The organism is Lelliottia sp. SL45 (assembly GCF_026672535.1).
GTDB lineage: Bacteria > Pseudomonadota > Gammaproteobacteria > Enterobacterales > Enterobacteriaceae > Enterobacter > Enterobacter nimipressuralis.
In genome coordinates, this window is sequence record NZ_JAPPRH010000003.1 from 2,532,804 (window position 1) to 2,548,488 (window position 15,685).

General features: G+C 57.3%; 10 protein-coding genes. 9 read left to right on the forward strand and 1 reads right to left on the reverse strand.

Annotated elements, in window-relative coordinates; all coding sequences use genetic code 11:
• Window positions 1-28: 28 nt before the first annotated feature.
• Window positions 29-8,605 carry a GH36-type glycosyl hydrolase domain-containing protein gene (locus tag OVA10_RS18465; protein ID WP_268196577.1) on the forward strand — a complete coding sequence of 2,859 codons (8,577 nt, stop codon included), beginning with the start codon at window positions 29-31 and terminating at the stop codon, window positions 8,603-8,605.
• An 18-nt stretch (window positions 8,606-8,623) separates the two neighbouring features.
• On the opposite strand, the gene OVA10_RS18470 is transcribed toward OVA10_RS18465, so the two are convergent.
• Window positions 8,624-8,857: a hypothetical protein gene (locus tag OVA10_RS18470; protein WP_100777222.1), complete on the reverse strand. Its 234-nt coding sequence runs from the start codon at window positions 8,855-8,857 to the stop codon at window positions 8,624-8,626.
• Window positions 8,858-9,002: 145 nt separating this feature from the next.
• Between OVA10_RS18470 and OVA10_RS26185 the strand changes: the two genes are divergently transcribed.
• The 8 genes from OVA10_RS26185 (at window position 9,003) to rlmH (ending at window position 15,663) form a co-directional block, all read left to right on the forward strand.
• A complete protein-coding gene (locus OVA10_RS26185; protein ID WP_215628780.1) occupies window positions 9,003-9,179 on the forward strand; it encodes a YnfU family zinc-binding protein in 177 nt (58 codons plus the stop codon).
• A 20-nt stretch (window positions 9,180-9,199) separates the two neighbouring features.
• Window positions 9,200-9,475 (forward strand): hypothetical protein, encoded by a 276-nt coding sequence (locus tag OVA10_RS18475; RefSeq protein WP_184957396.1) that lies wholly within the window; start codon window positions 9,200-9,202, stop codon window positions 9,473-9,475.
• Window positions 9,476-9,750: 275 nt separating this feature from the next.
• Window positions 9,751-12,333 (forward strand): leucine--tRNA ligase, encoded by a 2,583-nt coding sequence (gene leuS / locus OVA10_RS18480; RefSeq protein WP_268196578.1) that lies wholly within the window; start codon window positions 9,751-9,753, stop codon window positions 12,331-12,333.
• Window positions 12,334-12,347: 14 nt separating this feature from the next.
• Window positions 12,348-12,917, forward strand: coding sequence for an LPS assembly lipoprotein LptE (gene lptE / locus OVA10_RS18485; protein WP_102104171.1), 570 nt, complete (start codon window positions 12,348-12,350; stop codon window positions 12,915-12,917).
• Complete coding sequence (gene holA / locus OVA10_RS18490; protein ID WP_129034476.1) at window positions 12,917-13,948, forward strand: DNA polymerase III subunit delta; 1,032 nt, start codon at window positions 12,917-12,919, stop codon at window positions 13,946-13,948. Before lptE ends, holA begins: the two co-directional genes overlap by 1 nt.
• Entirely contained in the window at window positions 13,941-14,606 is a 666-nt protein-coding gene (nadD, locus tag OVA10_RS18495) for a nicotinate-nucleotide adenylyltransferase (RefSeq protein ID WP_268196579.1), read from the forward strand. The genes holA and nadD overlap by 8 nt, the downstream gene beginning before the upstream one ends.
• A gap of 268 nt (window positions 14,607-14,874) precedes the next feature.
• A complete protein-coding gene (gene rsfS, locus OVA10_RS18500; RefSeq protein WP_100777226.1) occupies window positions 14,875-15,192 on the forward strand; it encodes a ribosome silencing factor in 318 nt (105 codons plus the stop codon).
• A 3-nt stretch (window positions 15,193-15,195) separates the two neighbouring features.
• On the forward strand, window positions 15,196-15,663 hold the full coding sequence (rlmH, locus tag OVA10_RS18505; RefSeq protein WP_123429271.1) for a 23S rRNA (pseudouridine(1915)-N(3))-methyltransferase RlmH: 468 nt from the start codon (window positions 15,196-15,198) through the stop codon (window positions 15,661-15,663).
• The last annotated feature ends 22 nt before the right edge of the window (window positions 15,664-15,685 follow it).

The following is a 15,685-nucleotide window of genomic DNA, read 5'->3' on the forward strand; positions in this document are numbered from 1 at the left end:
CGCGTTCATGTCGCACCAGAGCAACCCTATGAAAATGAGCCTTAAATCGTGGCGGAGTCGTTCCCGTTCACTTCCGCCTGTCAACGTCTCTGCCCTGAAGGGGCACGAGCCTGTGCCGGAAAATAGTCTGCAGGCCGAGCTTTTTTCGACGGTGCAGATGGCGCGCTACGGTCAAAAACTGGCGCGTTCCCACAAGCTGTCGCCCGACAAACTACCCTATTACCTGCTCAAACGCCTCGATGATAACGAGGCAGTCATTACGCAAAACTGCTACGACCTCAATGCCGGTAAAAAAGCGACGATAATGCCCGCCGGTGAGTGGCTGCTCGACAACTACTACCTGATTGAGGAGCAGATCCGCATCGTGCGCCAGCATCTGCCGAAGAATTTCGGCAAAGGGCTTCCAGCGCTGGCCTCCCCTCATGACTGCCCGCGAATTTACGCCATTGCCGCCGAGGCGATTGCCCATGGCGACGGGCGCTGGGACGCCACCAGCCTCACCAGCTATATCAGCGCCTATCAGCAGGAAACGCCGCTGACGCTGGGCGAAGTCTGGGCACTGCCCGGCATGCTCCGCCTGGCGCTGATCGAGAATCTGCGGCGGGTCAGTATCGACGTGGTTAAAGCCCAGCAGGAGCGCAATCTGGCGGATAGCTGGGTCACCCGCATTTTCGAATGTGCGGAGAACACGCCCGCCGATCTGATCATGGTGATCGCCGATCTGGCGCGCTCCAGCCCACCGCTGACCAGCGCGTTTGTCGCCGAGCTGGTGCGCCGCCTGCAGGGACGCGGCAATATGCTGGCGTTACCGCTGACCTGGGTCGAACAGCGTCTGGCGGAACAGGGTGTCACCACCGATACACTGATCCACCGCTTCAACCAGCAGTTAGCCGCCAGCCAGCTGTCCGTGAGCAATAGCATCGCGGGCTTGCGTTTGCTGAGTGAAACCAACTGGGCGGATTTTGCCGAGGCCATGAGCGTCGTCGAGCAGACGTTGCGCCAGGACCCGGCAGGCATTTACCCGCTGATGCACTTCGATACGCGCGATCACTATCGTCACGTCATTGAGGTTCTGGCGCGAGACAGCCGCTTTAGCGAGCCGGAAGTTGCCCGCCGCGTGCTGGCGCTTGCCAGCGAAAATGCGCCCGAGACCCCCGGCGCCCATATTGGCTATTACCTGAAGGGTGAAGGCCGCCAGCAGCTGGAGATCCTGCTTACGGCAGATGCGTCACGGCTGATTCGCCTGCGGCACAGCTTCAACCAGATCCCGCTGATGTCATGGCTCGGCAGCCTGAGCCTGTTGACCACTGCCGCGACGGCTGAAATCCTGCATCGCACGGCGCAGCAGGGGATGGGCTGGCTGCTGATCCTCCTCGCACTGCCGCTGATAATTGTGCTCAGCCAGCTTGCCAGCGACCTGCTGAGTGAAGCGACGACCCGTTTTCGTACGCCGCGCCCGCTGCCGCGCATGGACTTTTCCAGCGGTATTCCGCCGGAGTCTGCCACGATGGTGGTCATTCCCTGCCTGCTCACCAGCGCCGACGGAATCAGCAAGCTTATCACCCGTCTGGAAGTGTGTTGGCTCGGCAATCAGAGCGATCATCTCTGTTTCGCGCTCCTGACCGATTTTGCCGATTCAGCAGAGGAATATTCACCGCAAAACAGTGCCCTGCTCGACCAGGCGATGTCACACGTTCAGGATCTCAACCGCCGCTATCCGGCCAGCCGCCCGCTGTTTTATCTGCTTCACCGGAACCCAGAATGGAACCCACAGCAGGGCGTGTGGATGGGTTATGAACGCAAACGGGGAAAACTGGCGCTGCTGAACAGCTGGTTACGCCATCCCGATAAACAGTTTTCCAGCGTCGCCGATCTGCCAGCCCACCAGCGACCGGAGCCGATCAAATACGTGATCACGCTCGACAGCGACACTCTTCTGCCGCGCGATACCGCCCATAAGCTGGCCGCAACCATGGCCCATCCACTCAACCGGCCAGAGTATGACGCCGCGCGCCAGCGGGTGGTCAAAGGCTACGGCATTCTGCAACCGGGCATGGCGGAAGAGATGCCCCGCAACGGGCAAGGGCGCTATGCCGCCATGTGCAGCAGCATTGCGGGGAATAACCCCTATTCAATGATGTCTTCCGATATCTATCAGGATCTTTTCAACGAAGGATCTTTCGTCGGGAAAGGGATTTACGACGTCGATATTTTTGTGCAGGCCACGCACAACACCTGCCCGGAAAACCTGGTGCTCAGCCACGATTTGCTGGAAGGGTGTTATGCCCGCTCGGGGCTGTTAAGCGAAGTGCTGCTCTATGAGCAGTACCCGAATAACTATCTTTCAGATGTCGCGCGTCGCACCCGTTGGATCCGCGGCGACTGGCAACTGCTGAACTGGCTCAAACCGCGCGTCAGAAAAGCTGATGGCACGCGCGATAAAAACCCGCTGTCCGCCCTGTCGTACTGGAAATTATTCGACAACCTGCGCCGTAGCCTGGTCGCCCCATCCCTGTTGACGCTGCTGTTTTGCACTCTGCTGTGGGTGCCGAATCCCCTGTACTGGCTGGGCGTGCTGGCGCTGGTGTGGCTCTTGCCCACCGGGCTGGCGGTCGCCTGGGATCTGATCAATAAACCTGCCCGGCGCCATACTGTGCAGCATCTGCTGCTGGTCGCCTCCGGCGCCCTGAAGCGGCTTTCCCGCATCGGGCTGACTGTGGCAACGCTGCCTCATGAGGCCGGGTATTCACTGTATGCCATTGCCGTCACGTTCTGGCGTCTGGGATTCAGCCACCGCAACCTGAGCCAGTGGGCCAGCTTCAGCCCAGACGACAATGTGGCAAAAACCTCACCGCTCCGCTTTTATCGCGCGATGTGGATGAATGTCGCCTGCGGCGTGGCTCTCAACGTCCTGACCGCCCATATTGCGCCGATGTTTTCCTTTATCGCGCTGCCCTTAAGCCTGCTGTGGTGCCTGACACCGCTGCTGCTGAGCTGGATGAGCCGCCAGCCTGCGCGCCGGACATTTTCTCCCAACAAGGAACAGAAGCTGCTGCTGCGCCAGACGAGCCGCGAAATCTGGGCCTTTTTTGAAACCTTTGCCACCGCGAAAGAAAACGGGCTGCCGCCGGATAACTATCAGGAGATCCCCCACCCTGTGATTGCCCATCGAACGTCGCCGACCAATATTGGCCTTTCGTTGATGGCAAACCTGACGGCGTGGGATTTTGGCTATCTGCCGATTGGCGAGGTGTTGCAGCGCGTGACGCTGACCCTGGACACGCTGGATAAAATGGAGCATTTCCGTGGGCATTTGTATAACTGGTACGACACCCAGACCCTCGCGCCCCTTAGCCCGCGCTATGTATCCAGCGTCGACAGCGGCAATATGGCTGGCCACCTGCTGACCCTGCGCGAAGGGCTGACCGCCATGCGAAATCAGCCCGTGTTAAACTGCACGCAGGTGCTGGCCGGGCTGAACGATACCCTGGGGATCCTTGAAAAACACTGGGGACAGCACGCCCCGACTGGGCTGCGGCTGTTGCGTAAACACTGTCTGAACGCTAACGCCCTGTCTCCGGCGCAGGTTTATCTCGAACTGAAGCAGATGCGTACCCAAAGTAACCATTTGACGGCGCTGTGCCATCAGGATGACAAACTTGTTCTGCGCTGGATCGAGCATTTGCAGCGCCAGCTGGTGCAGCTGTGCCATGAATGGTCGCATCTGCTGGGCTGGTTAACGCCCGCCTATGACTCCCCGACGCTGCCGTCTTTGAGCGAGCTTGCTCAGGCGACGCACCGCGGTGAAGGCACGCCCTCCACCTCGGCGATTACCCTGGCACGCATGCGCCTGAATATCATTACCGAGCTGGAACAGCGGCTGAACGAGCATGCGCGGATGGATTTCACGTTCCTCTACAGCGAAGTGACCAGCCTGCTCAGCATCGGCTACAACTGCGACAGCAATATGCTGGATAAAAGTCACTACGATCTCCTGCCCTCCGAAATTCGCCTGACCAGTTTTCTCGCCATCGCCACTAACCAGCTGCCGCAGAAGAGCTGGTACGCGCTCGGACGGCTGTTTACCACCATTGAGAACGAAACCGCACTGATGTCCTGGAGCGGTTCAATGTTTGAATATCTGATGCCGAATCTGGTGATGCCCACCTGGCCCGGCAGCCTGCTGGACGAGATGAGCCAGTCGGCGGTAATGCGCCAGATCCATTGGGGAAAAGAGCGCGGCGTCCCCTGGGGTGTGTCGGAGTCGGGCTATCACGCCTTTGATGTGCAGCAGAACTATCAGTATCAGGCCTTTGGCGTGCCGGGTCTCGGCCTGCGTCGTGGGCTGGCGGACGATATGGTCGTTGCCCCTTACGCCACGCTGCTGGCGCTGATGATTGCGCCGCAAAAAGCCTGTGACAACCTGCTCCGTCTGGAAAAAAACGGCGCGCGCGGGGAGTTCGGTTTTTATGAAGCGCTGGATTACACCCCGTCGCGTCTCGCCTCTGGACAGTTGTACGCGGTGGTGCAGTCATGGATGGCGCACCATCAGGGGATGGCGTTTCAGGCGCTGGCGCACGTCCTGCTGGATGCGCCGATGGCCGACCGGTTTATGGCCAGCACCGCCTTCCAGTCTGCCAGCCTGCTGTTGCAGGAACGAGTACCGGACGCGGTCGATCTCTACAGCCCGCGTCGTCATTTTGAGTCTCACGAAGGACGCGTTAAACCGGTGCACTACGAGCCGAGGATTTTCACTACGCCGGACAACCTGATCCCTGAAGTTCAGCTGCTCTCAAACAGTCATTACCATCTGATGATGACCCACACTGGCGGCAGTTACAGCCGCTGGAACGATCTGGCCCTCACCCGCTGGCGCAGCGATACCACCCGCGATAACTGGGGTGCGTTCTGCTATATCCGCGATCTGCAGTCGGGTGAAATCTGGAGCAATACCTGGCAGCCGATGGGCGATGCGGACAGCGGCGACGAAGTGATCTTTACCGATGCGGGCGCGGAATTCCGGCGCACGCTCGGCTCCCTGAATGTGAAAACTCAGGTGGTTGTGTCGCCGGAAGATGATATCGAACTGCGCCGCGTAACGCTGCTGCACCGTGGTCGCCAGCCGCGCACCATCGAGCTGACAACCTACGCCGAAGTGGTGCTGGCACCGGCGAACAGCGATCTGGCACATCCGTCGTTCAGCAAACTGTTTATCCAGACTGAACTGGTGCCCGCTCAGAACGCCATTCTGTGCCACCGACGTCCACGTGCGCCGGATGAAAAAAGTCCCTGGCTGTTTCACATGATGGTGGTACAGGGCAGCAGTCAACCTCGCGCCTCGTTTGAAACCGACCGCGCGGCGTTTCTTGGCCGCGGCAGGCATCCGGCAGATGCGCAGGCAATCGGACAAAGCGGGCCGCTCAGTAACTCCTCTGGCTCGGTGCTGGACCCGGTGCTGGCCATTCGCCAGTCGATCACCCTGCAACCCGGCCAGCCGGTCACCGTCGATATCCTGTATGGCGTGAGCGAAAATCGCCAGCAGAGCCTGACGCTGCTGGAAAAATATCGCGATCATCCGATCGCCGACCGCGTCTTTGAGCTTGCCTGGTCGCACAGCCTGGTGGTGTTGCGCCAGATTAACGCCAACGAAGATGACGCCGCCCTGTTTAACCGGCTCGCCGGTGCGATTCTGTATCCGTGCCAGGAGTTGCGCGCCGACAGCCAGACCCTCAGCCGCAACCGACGCGGTCAGTCGGGCCTGTGGGGCTGGGCGATTTCCGGCGATCTGCCGATTGTGCTGCTCAGCATCAGCAGCGAAGAGAGCATTCTGTCGATTACCACCCTGATTCAGGCGCACCGTTACTGGCGGCTGAAAGGGCTGGCGGTGGATCTGGTGATCCTGAATGAAAGCCCCGGCGGTTATCAGCAAGCGCTGCAAAATCAGATTATGGATCTGATTTATGCCGGGTCAGAAGCGAGCCTGCTGGATAAATCGGGCGGGATTTTTGTCCGTAACGGCGAACATCTCTCCACCGAGGACAAACTGCTGCTGATGAGTGTTGCTCACCTGTATCTCGACGATCGTGCAGGCGGGTTGAACGAACAGCTGGATCAACGCATTCATAGCCTTAAAACCGTGCCTGCGCCCTTTATTGCGCACGGCGGGTCGGGTGTTATTCAGCATATTCCCTGGACGCCGGATACGGGGCAACTGCTGCATTTCAACGGCCACGGCGGTTTTTCTCAGGATGGCCGCGAGTACCAGATTGTCCTTCGGGAAAATGCCCCGACGCCCGCCCCCTGGTCGAATGTGCTGGCCAATGCCCGTTTCGGCAGTGTGCTGTCGGAGGCCGGGCAAGCCTACAGTTGGTATGAAAATGCCCATGAATATCGCATCACGCCATGGGAAAACGATCCCGTCAGCGACCCTGGCGGAGAGGTGTTTTACCTGCGCGACGAAGAGAGCGGCGCGTGCTGGTCGCCGACCACCTTGCCCCTTCGAGGTGAAGGGGATTACCTCTCTCGCCACGGGTTCGGCTATAGCGTCTTTGGCCACCGGGAGAGCGGCATCGACAGCGAGCTGACGGTGCTGGTCGCCGAGCATGAGCCGGTCAAACTGGCGATCCTCACGCTCAGCAACAACTCCGGGCGGACACGAAAACTCTCCGTCACCGGATACGTGGCCTGGACGCTGGGTGAATCACGCTCGCAGTCGGCCCACCATATTGTGACCCATGCGGCCAGCGTCAACGGCGGCTGCGGCGTAATGGCGAACAACTTTTACGGCGGCAACGGCAGCGGCCGTACGGCATTTTTCGCCGTCAGCGGTGCCCACTGCTCCCTGACGGGCGATCGACGCGAGTTTCTGGGTCGCAACGGCTCCCTGCACGATCCGCTGGCGATGCGCTTGCAAAGACTGTCGGATAAAACCGGAGCCGGGCTGGACCCTTGCGGTGCGGTGCAATCGGCTACCACGGTGATCGACGGCGATCACAAGACCTTTATTTTTGTGCTGGGAGTGGGCGACGATCCGGCGCAAGCGCAGACGCTACTCAATCGCTATCTCAACGAAGAGGCCGCCCGCGAGGAGCTGAACAACGTTCACCGTTACTGGCACAGCGTGCTCGATAACATCGTGGTTAACACCCCGGACAGCGCCGTCAACCTGCTGACCAACGGCTGGCTGCTGTATCAAACGGTGGCCTGTCGTCTGATGGCGCGCAGCGGGTACTATCAGTCCGGCGGCGCATTTGGTTTCCGCGATCAGCTCCAGGATACGCTGGCCCTGAGCCACGCCGCGCCTGAGCGCCTGCGGGACCAGATTGTGCTCTGCGCTTCCCGGCAGTTTATCGAGGGCGACGTGCAACACTGGTGGCATCCACCACACGGCAACGGCGTGCGCACGCGCTGCTCGGACGATTATCTCTGGCTGCCGCTGGCGGTTTGTCACTATGTCGAGACTACCGGGGATAACGGCGTGCTTGAGCAACAGATTCCTTATCTGGAAGGCCGTCTGCTTCAGCCCGGCGAAGAGTCAGTGTACGACACGCCGATAGTGAGCGCCGTCGAAGAGACGCTGTGGCAGCACTGCGTGAAAGCCCTGCGCCATGGTTTGCAGTTCGGGCAACACGGTCTGCCGCTGATGGGCGCGGGCGACTGGAATGACGGCATGAACCGGGTCGGGATCGAGGGGAAAGGGGAAAGCGTCTGGCTTGGGTTCTTCCTGTACGACATTTTGCAGCGCTTCGCGGATCTGGCTGAACAGCGTCAGGACGGGACGATAGCGGAACTGTGCCGCACCCAGGCGTCACGTTTGCAGAAAAACCTGGAGGCTTCCGGCTGGGACGGAGAGTGGTATCGTCGCGGCTATTTTGACGGCGGCGAACCGCTGGGGTCGAAAGCCTCTCAGGACTGCCGGATAGATGCCATCGCCCAAAGCTGGTCGGTGCTCTCCGGAGCCGCCGATCCGGTGCGCAGCGCGCGGGCGATGCAATCGCTGGATAAGCTGCTGGTGGATAACGACGCCGGGCTTATCAAACTGCTGACGCCACCGTTCGATGGCCACGGCCCGAATCCGGGCTACATTCAGGGCTATCTGCCCGGCGTGCGGGAAAACGGCGGGCAGTATACCCACGGTGCGATCTGGGCGGTGATGGCCTTTGCCCGAATGGGCAATACGGTGCGGGCGTGGCAGCTGTGGTCGATGATCAATCCTATTAACCACGCTTTAACGGCCGATGACGTTGAACGGTATAAAACCGAGCCTTACGTCATGAGTGCTGACGTCTACAGCGTCGCGCCGCATAGCGGACGTGGGGGCTGGAGCTGGTATACCGGTTCAGCGGGATGGGCCTATCGCCTGCTCACAGAGGAGTTGCTGGGGATAAAACGCTACGGTGAAACGTTTGTCGTACATGCGCAGTTACCGCATGACTGGCCGTCACTCAACATGACGTATCAGCATGGGAATAGTCAGTATCACATTACGGTTTCGCGCGGTGGTGAAGCCTACCAGGTACGACTTGATGGGGTTATGCTGCCTGATGACCGCATTCCGCTGATGAAGGATGGGCAATCTCATACGGTTGAGATTGTTCAGAATTAATTTCTAAAAACAGGCGCATTAACACCTGCCGTTAATGCGCTGATTATCACGGAGGACATCAATTGCCGTTTGCATCGCAATTTTATTATCCCGCTTTTTTTGCTGCGCTTGCATCACTTGCAAATATTCAAGCAACGTTCGGGTATTGATCGGCCTTCCCTGCTTACCAACAGCCAGGACGGCTTCGCCTAAAATAATTTTGACGGGTGGTAATTGTGCGGGGTACCAGTCGAGGGTGTCTTCTGATTTCATTATAAAATTCTCACGGAAGGGTATTATATCATAAATCCTGTCTGAATTCCCGGTCCCCTTTTACGCCATGAATGCGCGAAAACATTACCCGTAAACGTCAGCATAAAAGCGTATAATTAATAACCACCCTCAAGAGTATTCATTTATGTCCTATACCAGTGGCCTTCGGGAATTTAAGGAGCGGCCCGTACACGTGGCCTGCCCGGTCTGTTCCCACAGGGCCGATCAAAAAGCGGGGAAGATGCGAAAGGATGCAGTGCTTGAATGCCCCTCATGCGGATTACTTTTCCGCCCCTCCGAATGCTGGTGCATTGGAGGATAACCTTAACCGAGGCCATCATCATGAAAACCAGGAAAGCTGTTTTTATTGAAGGTCATATTGTTGCTAATCGACGGCTTGGCGAAACCTGCCAGCCTTTTTGTATTCACAGCGTCATGTTCAGTAATGGAAAATATGCCATTGTGCGCGCTGAGTCCGGGATCTGCTTTAACCCCGGAGAAATTATTCAACGCTACGATTGCGAATGGTTTTTCCACGAGCAGAAAATTCATCTACTGCCTTTTCAGTACATTAAAGAAAACGAATCCCTGCGGCAATTATCTGAATATGAAACCTGATACCCCCTCACACCGGGTTACTGTCAGTTATATTGTCAACGCCAGTGACGCTCGCTATATGAATAATAAAACGCGCGCCGAGCCTGCTGCCTAAAAATGGATGCCCCTCGCTTTTGGCCGGACGAACCGGTCGCCAGGGCCACATCCCGTGACGTTAACGCATTTGCGTGAAAGGCTGTTTTGACGCAGGCGTTTGGGCTATGCTATGCGGATCTGAAATACCACATCCATTGGCTACGTTTGTAGCTGTATTGAGAACAGGACCACTGGCTGCCATGCAAGAGCAATACCGCCCGGAAGAGATAGAATCAAAAGTCCAGCAACACTGGGACGAGAAGCGTACCTTTGAAGTCACTGAAGACGAGAGCAAAGAGAAGTATTACTGCCTGTCGATGCTTCCCTATCCTTCTGGTCGACTACACATGGGCCACGTGCGTAACTACACCATCGGTGATGTGATTGCACGCTACCAGCGTATGCTGGGCAAAAACGTGCTGCAGCCCATCGGCTGGGATGCGTTTGGTCTGCCAGCCGAAGGCGCGGCCGTCAAAAACAACACAGCCCCTGCGCCGTGGACTTACGACAACATCGCCTACATGAAAAACCAGCTCAAAATGCTGGGCTTTGGCTACGACTGGAGCCGCGAGCTGGCGACCTGCACCCCGGAGTACTACCGCTGGGAGCAAAAATTCTTCACCGAGCTGTATAAAAAAGGCCTGGTGTACAAGAAAACTTCTGCCGTTAACTGGTGCCCGAACGACCAGACCGTTCTCGCGAACGAACAGGTTATCGACGGCTGCTGCTGGCGCTGCGACACCAAAGTTGAGCGTAAAGAGATCCCTCAGTGGTTTATCAAAATCACCGCTTACGCCGACGAACTGTTGCGCGACCTGGATACTCTGGATCACTGGCCAGATACCGTTAAAACCATGCAGCGCAACTGGATTGGCCGTTCTGAAGGCGTCGAAATCACCTTTGACGTGCAGAACAGCGATCAAAAACTGACGGTTTACACCACGCGCCCTGACACCTTTATGGGGTCTACCTACCTGGCCGTGGCTGCCGGTCACCCGCTGGCACAGCAGGCGGCGGCGACCAATCCTGAACTGGCTGCTTTCATCGACGAATGCCGCAACACCAAAGTGGCCGAAGCCGAAATGGCGACCATGGAGAAACGTGGCGTCGCGACGGGCTTTAACGCCATTCATCCGCTGACCGGTGAAGCAATCCCGGTCTGGGCGGCTAACTTCGTGCTGATGGAATACGGCACCGGTGCCGTGATGGCGGTGCCAGGCCACGATCAGCGCGATTACGAATTTGCGACCAAATACGGCCTGACTATTAAGCCGGTAATCCTGGCCGCCGACGGTTCTGAACCGGATCTGTCCGAGCAGGCGCTGACTGAAAAAGGCACTCTGTTCAACTCCGGCGAATTTAGCGGCCTGAGCTTCGAAGAGGGCTTCAACGCTATCGCTGACAAACTGGCTGCGCTGGGCGTGGGCGAGCGTAAAGTGAACTATCGTCTGCGCGACTGGGGTGTTTCTCGTCAGCGTTACTGGGGCGCACCGATTCCTATGGTGACTCTGGAAGACGGTACGGTAATCCCAACGCCTGAAGATCAGCTGCCGGTGATCCTGCCGGAAGATGTGGTGATGGATGGGATCAGCAGCCCAATCAAAGCCGATCCTGAGTGGGCAAAAACCACCGTCAACGGCCAGCCTGCCCTGCGTGAAACCGACACCTTCGATACCTTTATGGAATCGTCCTGGTACTACGCGCGCTACACTTGCCCGCAGTATCAGGAAGGGATGCTGGACGCCAAAGCGGCCAACTACTGGCTGCCGGTAGACATCTACATCGGCGGTATCGAACACGCCATCATGCACCTGCTCTACTTCCGCTTCTTCCACAAACTGATGCGCGATGCGGGCCTGGTGAACTCTGATGAGCCAGCCAAACAGCTGCTGTGTCAGGGTATGGTTCTGGCAGATGCGTTCTACTATCTCGGCGAAAACGGCGAGCGTAACTGGGTTTCCCCGGTTGACGCCATCGTTGAGCGCGACGAGAAAGGCCGTATCGTGAAAGCCAAAGACGCGGCAGGCCATGAGCTGGTGTATACCGGCATGAGCAAAATGTCGAAGTCCAAAAACAACGGCATCGACCCGCAGGTCATGGTAGAGCGCTACGGCGCGGATACCGTGCGTCTGTTCATGATGTTTGCGTCTCCGGCGGATATGACTCTGGAGTGGCAGGAATCCGGCGTTGAAGGCGCGAACCGCTTCCTGAAACGCGTCTGGAAACTGGTTTACGAGCACACCTCTCAGGGTGAGGCTCCGGCACTGAATGTGGCAGCACTGAGCGAAGATCAGCAGGCGCTGCGTCGTGATGTTCACAAAACTATCGCAAAAGTGACCGATGATATTGGTCGTCGTCAGACCTTCAATACCGCAATTGCGGCTATTATGGAACTGATGAACAAGCTGGCGAGAGCCCCGCAGGAAGGCGAGCAGGATCGTGCCTTGATGCGTGAAGCGCTTCTGGCTATCGTTCGCATGCTGAACCCGTTCACGCCTCACGCCAGCTTTACCCTGTGGCAGGAGCTGAAAGGTGAAGGCGATATCGATAACGCACCGTGGCCGGTTGCTGATGAAGCCGCTATGGTTGAGAACACCACGCTGGTGGTGATTCAGGTTAACGGTAAAGTGCGCGGTAAAATTACTGTTGCCGTCGATGCAACGGAAGAACAGGTTCGTGAACGCGCAGGCCAGGAACATCTGGTTGCGAAGTACCTTGATGGCGTTACCGTACGTAAAGTGATCTATGTACCGGGTAAACTGCTGAATCTGGTCGTTGGCTAAGCGCGGGAGGAAACGTGCGACAACTGGCAACAATACTCTTATCTCTGGCGGTGCTTGTCACCGCAGGTTGTGGCTGGCATCTGCGCAATACCACGGCAGTGCCGCCTCAGATGAAAACGATGATCTTCGATTCCGGGGATCCAAATGGCCCATTGAGCCGCGCCATTCGTAACCAGCTGCGTCTTAACGGCGTTGAGCTGATCGAAAAAGGCACATTGCGTCAGGATGTTCCATCGTTCCGTGTATTGAGCTCCGTGCTGAGCAAAGACACGGCGTCCATCTTCCAGGATGGCCGTACGGCGGAATACCAGATGGTGATGTCGGTGAGTGCTGCCGTGCTGGTGCCGGGTAAAGACATTTATCCGATCAGTACCAAAGTCTACCGTTCGTTCTTTGATAACCCACAAACTGCGCTGGCAAAAGATGCCGAGCAGCAAATTATCATCAACGAAATGTACGACAAGGCGGCGGAACAGCTGATCCGTAAACTGCCAAGCATTCAGATGGCGTCAAAAGACACCAGCACGGAACACTCTGTGCCACTGGATACCACGCCGCAAGTTACCGGAACGCTGGGTAACTAATGGTTCGGTTGTATCCTGAACAACTCCGCGCGCAGCTCAATGAAGGGCTGCGCGCGGCGTATCTGCTCCTCGGAAATGATCCCCTTTTACTTCAGGAAAGCCAGGATGCCGTGCGCCAGGTCGCCGCGTCTCAGGGCTTCGATGAACATCACGCTTTCCAGATAGACAACAGCACCGACTGGCAGACACTCTTTTCCCTATGCCAGGCGATGAGCCTGTTTGCCTCGCGCCAGACGATTTTGGTCCAGCTGCCGGAAAATGGCCCGAATGCGGCGATTAACGAACAGCTCACCACGCTGGTCAGCCTGCTGCACAACGATTTACTGCTGATTGTTCGCGGGAATAAACTCACCAAAGCGCAGGAAAATGCGGCCTGGTTTACCCAGCTCGCGGCCCATTCTGTGCAGGTGACCTGCCAAACCCCTGAACAGGCGCAGCTGCCGAAGTGGGTGGCAGTCCGGGCGAAGCAGCTCAATTTGCAGCTGGATGACGCGGCCAATCAGCTGCTGTGCTATTGCTATGAAGGCAATCTGCTGGCGCTGGCGCAGGCGCTGGATCGCCTGTCACTGCTGTGGCCGGACGGCAAACTGACGTTACCGCGCGTTGAACAGGCGGTGAACGATGCGGCGCACTTTACCCCTTTCCACTGGGTCGATGCGTTGCTGGCGGCCAAGAGCAAACGCGCACTGCACATTTTGCAGCAGCTGCGGCTCGAAGGCAGTGAGCCGGTGATTTTGCTGCGCACGCTGCAGCGTGAACTGTTATTGCTCAACACCCTGAAACGCCAGTCGGCCAACATGCCGCTGCGCGCCCTGTTCGATAAACATCGCGTCTGGCAAAACCGCCGCGCCATGACCACCGAGGCAGTTAATCGCCTCAGCGCCGAGCAGCTTCGTCAGGCGGTGCATCTGCTGACACGCGCCGAACTGACGCTGAAGCAGGATTACGGTCAGTCGGTCTGGGCGGAGCTGGAAAGTCTTTCCCTTCTGCTGTGCCATAAGGCGCTGGCAGACGTCTTTATTGATGGTTGATATGAGTTCTTTACAGGCGTTGTATGGCGGCACCTTCGACCCGGTCCATTATGGGCATCTGAAGCCGGTCGAAATTCTGGCGAATCTGATTGGCCTGCAGCGCGTGATCATCATGCCGAATAATGTTCCCCCGCACCGCCCGCAGCCTGAAGCGACCAGTGAACAGCGTAAAGAGATGCTGGCGCTGGCCATCGCCGATAAGCCGCTGTTTCAACTTGATGAGCGCGAACTGCGCCGGGATACGCCGTCATATACTTCGCAAACGTTGCAGGAGTGGCGCGCTGAGCGCGGCCCGACGCAACCGCTGGGATTTATCATCGGTCAGGACTCTTTGCTCAATTTCCCCTCCTGGCATCAATATGAAACCATTCTGCAAAACAGCCATCTTATCGTCTGCCGCCGTCCAGGTTATGCGCTGACCATGAAGGAAGAGCAGCATCAGGCCTGGCTGGACACCCATCTGACGAACGATGTGGAAGATCTGCATACCCTGCCTGCCGGTAAAATTTATCTGGCCGAGACGCCGTGGTTTGATATCTCCGCCACCCTGATTCGCGAACGGCTTCAGCAGGATTTATCCTGCGACGATATGCTGCCCGCGCCAGTGCTCAACTATATCCATCAACACGGGTTGTATCAGAAAAGCGCAGATGAATGAGGGGAAGCGCGAAAATTCGCGTTATTCACCGCCGCGCCATTGACAGCCCTCTTCAGGCTGATATCCTCCGCAGCCTGACTTCCTGCCAGTCGTTGCCAAATAGAAATTGTTTTACAAAAATGGCGATGCATTGTCAGGCCGGGGATGGGATGATACCCGCCTTTAAAAGTCCGTCAGGTGACATTTGTCCCGACACAGCCGCCAGTTAAGGTATACTGCCAGGCTATCCATTTAATCGTTGCTCAACTTCACTCACCAGGGGGAAAACTTGCAGGGTAAAGAACTCCAGGATTTTGTTATCGACAAAATTGATGACCTGAAAGGTCAGGACATCATCACTATCGACGTTCAAGGTAAATCCAGTATCACCGACTGCATGATCATTTGCACCGGCACATCCACACGTCATGTTGCTTCTATTGCCGATCATGTGGTTCAGGAATCGCGTGCAGCTGGCCTGATGCCGCTGGGCGTAGAAGGCGAAGCCATTGCTGACTGGGTTGTTGTGGACCTTGGCGATGTGATCGTCCACGTCATGCAGGAAGAGAGCCGTCGTCTGTATGAGCTGGAAAAACTCTGGGGTTAATGCGTGAAGTTGCAACTGGTAGCCGTCGGCACGAAAATGCCGGACTGGGTACAGACGGGTTTTACTGAATATCTGCGCCGTTTTCCCAAAGACATGCCGTTCGAACTGGTGGAGATCCCAGCAGGAAAGCGCGGCAAGAACGCGGATATCAAACGTATTCTCGAAAAAGAGGGTGAGTTAATGCTGGCAGCGGCTGGCAAGAACCGCATTGTAACCCTCGATATCCCAGGCAAACCCTGGGATACGCCGCAGCTGGCGCTCGAACTGGAGCGCTGGAAGCAGGATGGCCGCGACGTCAGTCTGTTGATTGGTGGTCCGGAAGGGTTGTCCCCCGCCTGCAAAGCGGCCGCAGAACAAAGTTGGTCCCTCTCCGCGCTGACGCTGCCCCACCCGCTTGTTCGGGTGCTGGTCGCAGAAAGCCTCTATCGCGCGTGGAGCATTACTACCAACCACCCTTATCACCGTGAGTAATGATTGACCAGGGCAAATTAAG

What these genes read in the sequence shown, in the direction of transcription:
- OVA10_RS18465 (WP_268196577.1), top strand. Translation starts at nt 29, where the DNA reads ATGAAAATGAGCCTTAAATCGTGGCGGAGTCGTTCCCGTTCACTTCCG.
- OVA10_RS18470 (WP_100777222.1), bottom strand. Translation starts at nt 8,857, where the DNA reads ATGAAATCAGAAGACACCCTCGACTGGTACCCCGCACAATTACCACCC.
- OVA10_RS26185 (WP_215628780.1), top strand. Translation starts at nt 9,003, where the DNA reads ATGTCCTATACCAGTGGCCTTCGGGAATTTAAGGAGCGGCCCGTACAC.
- OVA10_RS18475 (WP_184957396.1), top strand. Translation starts at nt 9,200, where the DNA reads ATGAAAACCAGGAAAGCTGTTTTTATTGAAGGTCATATTGTTGCTAAT.
- leuS (WP_268196578.1), top strand. Translation starts at nt 9,751, where the DNA reads ATGCAAGAGCAATACCGCCCGGAAGAGATAGAATCAAAAGTCCAGCAA.
- holA (WP_129034476.1), top strand. Translation starts at nt 12,917, where the DNA reads ATGGTTCGGTTGTATCCTGAACAACTCCGCGCGCAGCTCAATGAAGGG.
- nadD (WP_268196579.1), top strand. Translation starts at nt 13,941, where the DNA reads ATGGTTGATATGAGTTCTTTACAGGCGTTGTATGGCGGCACCTTCGAC.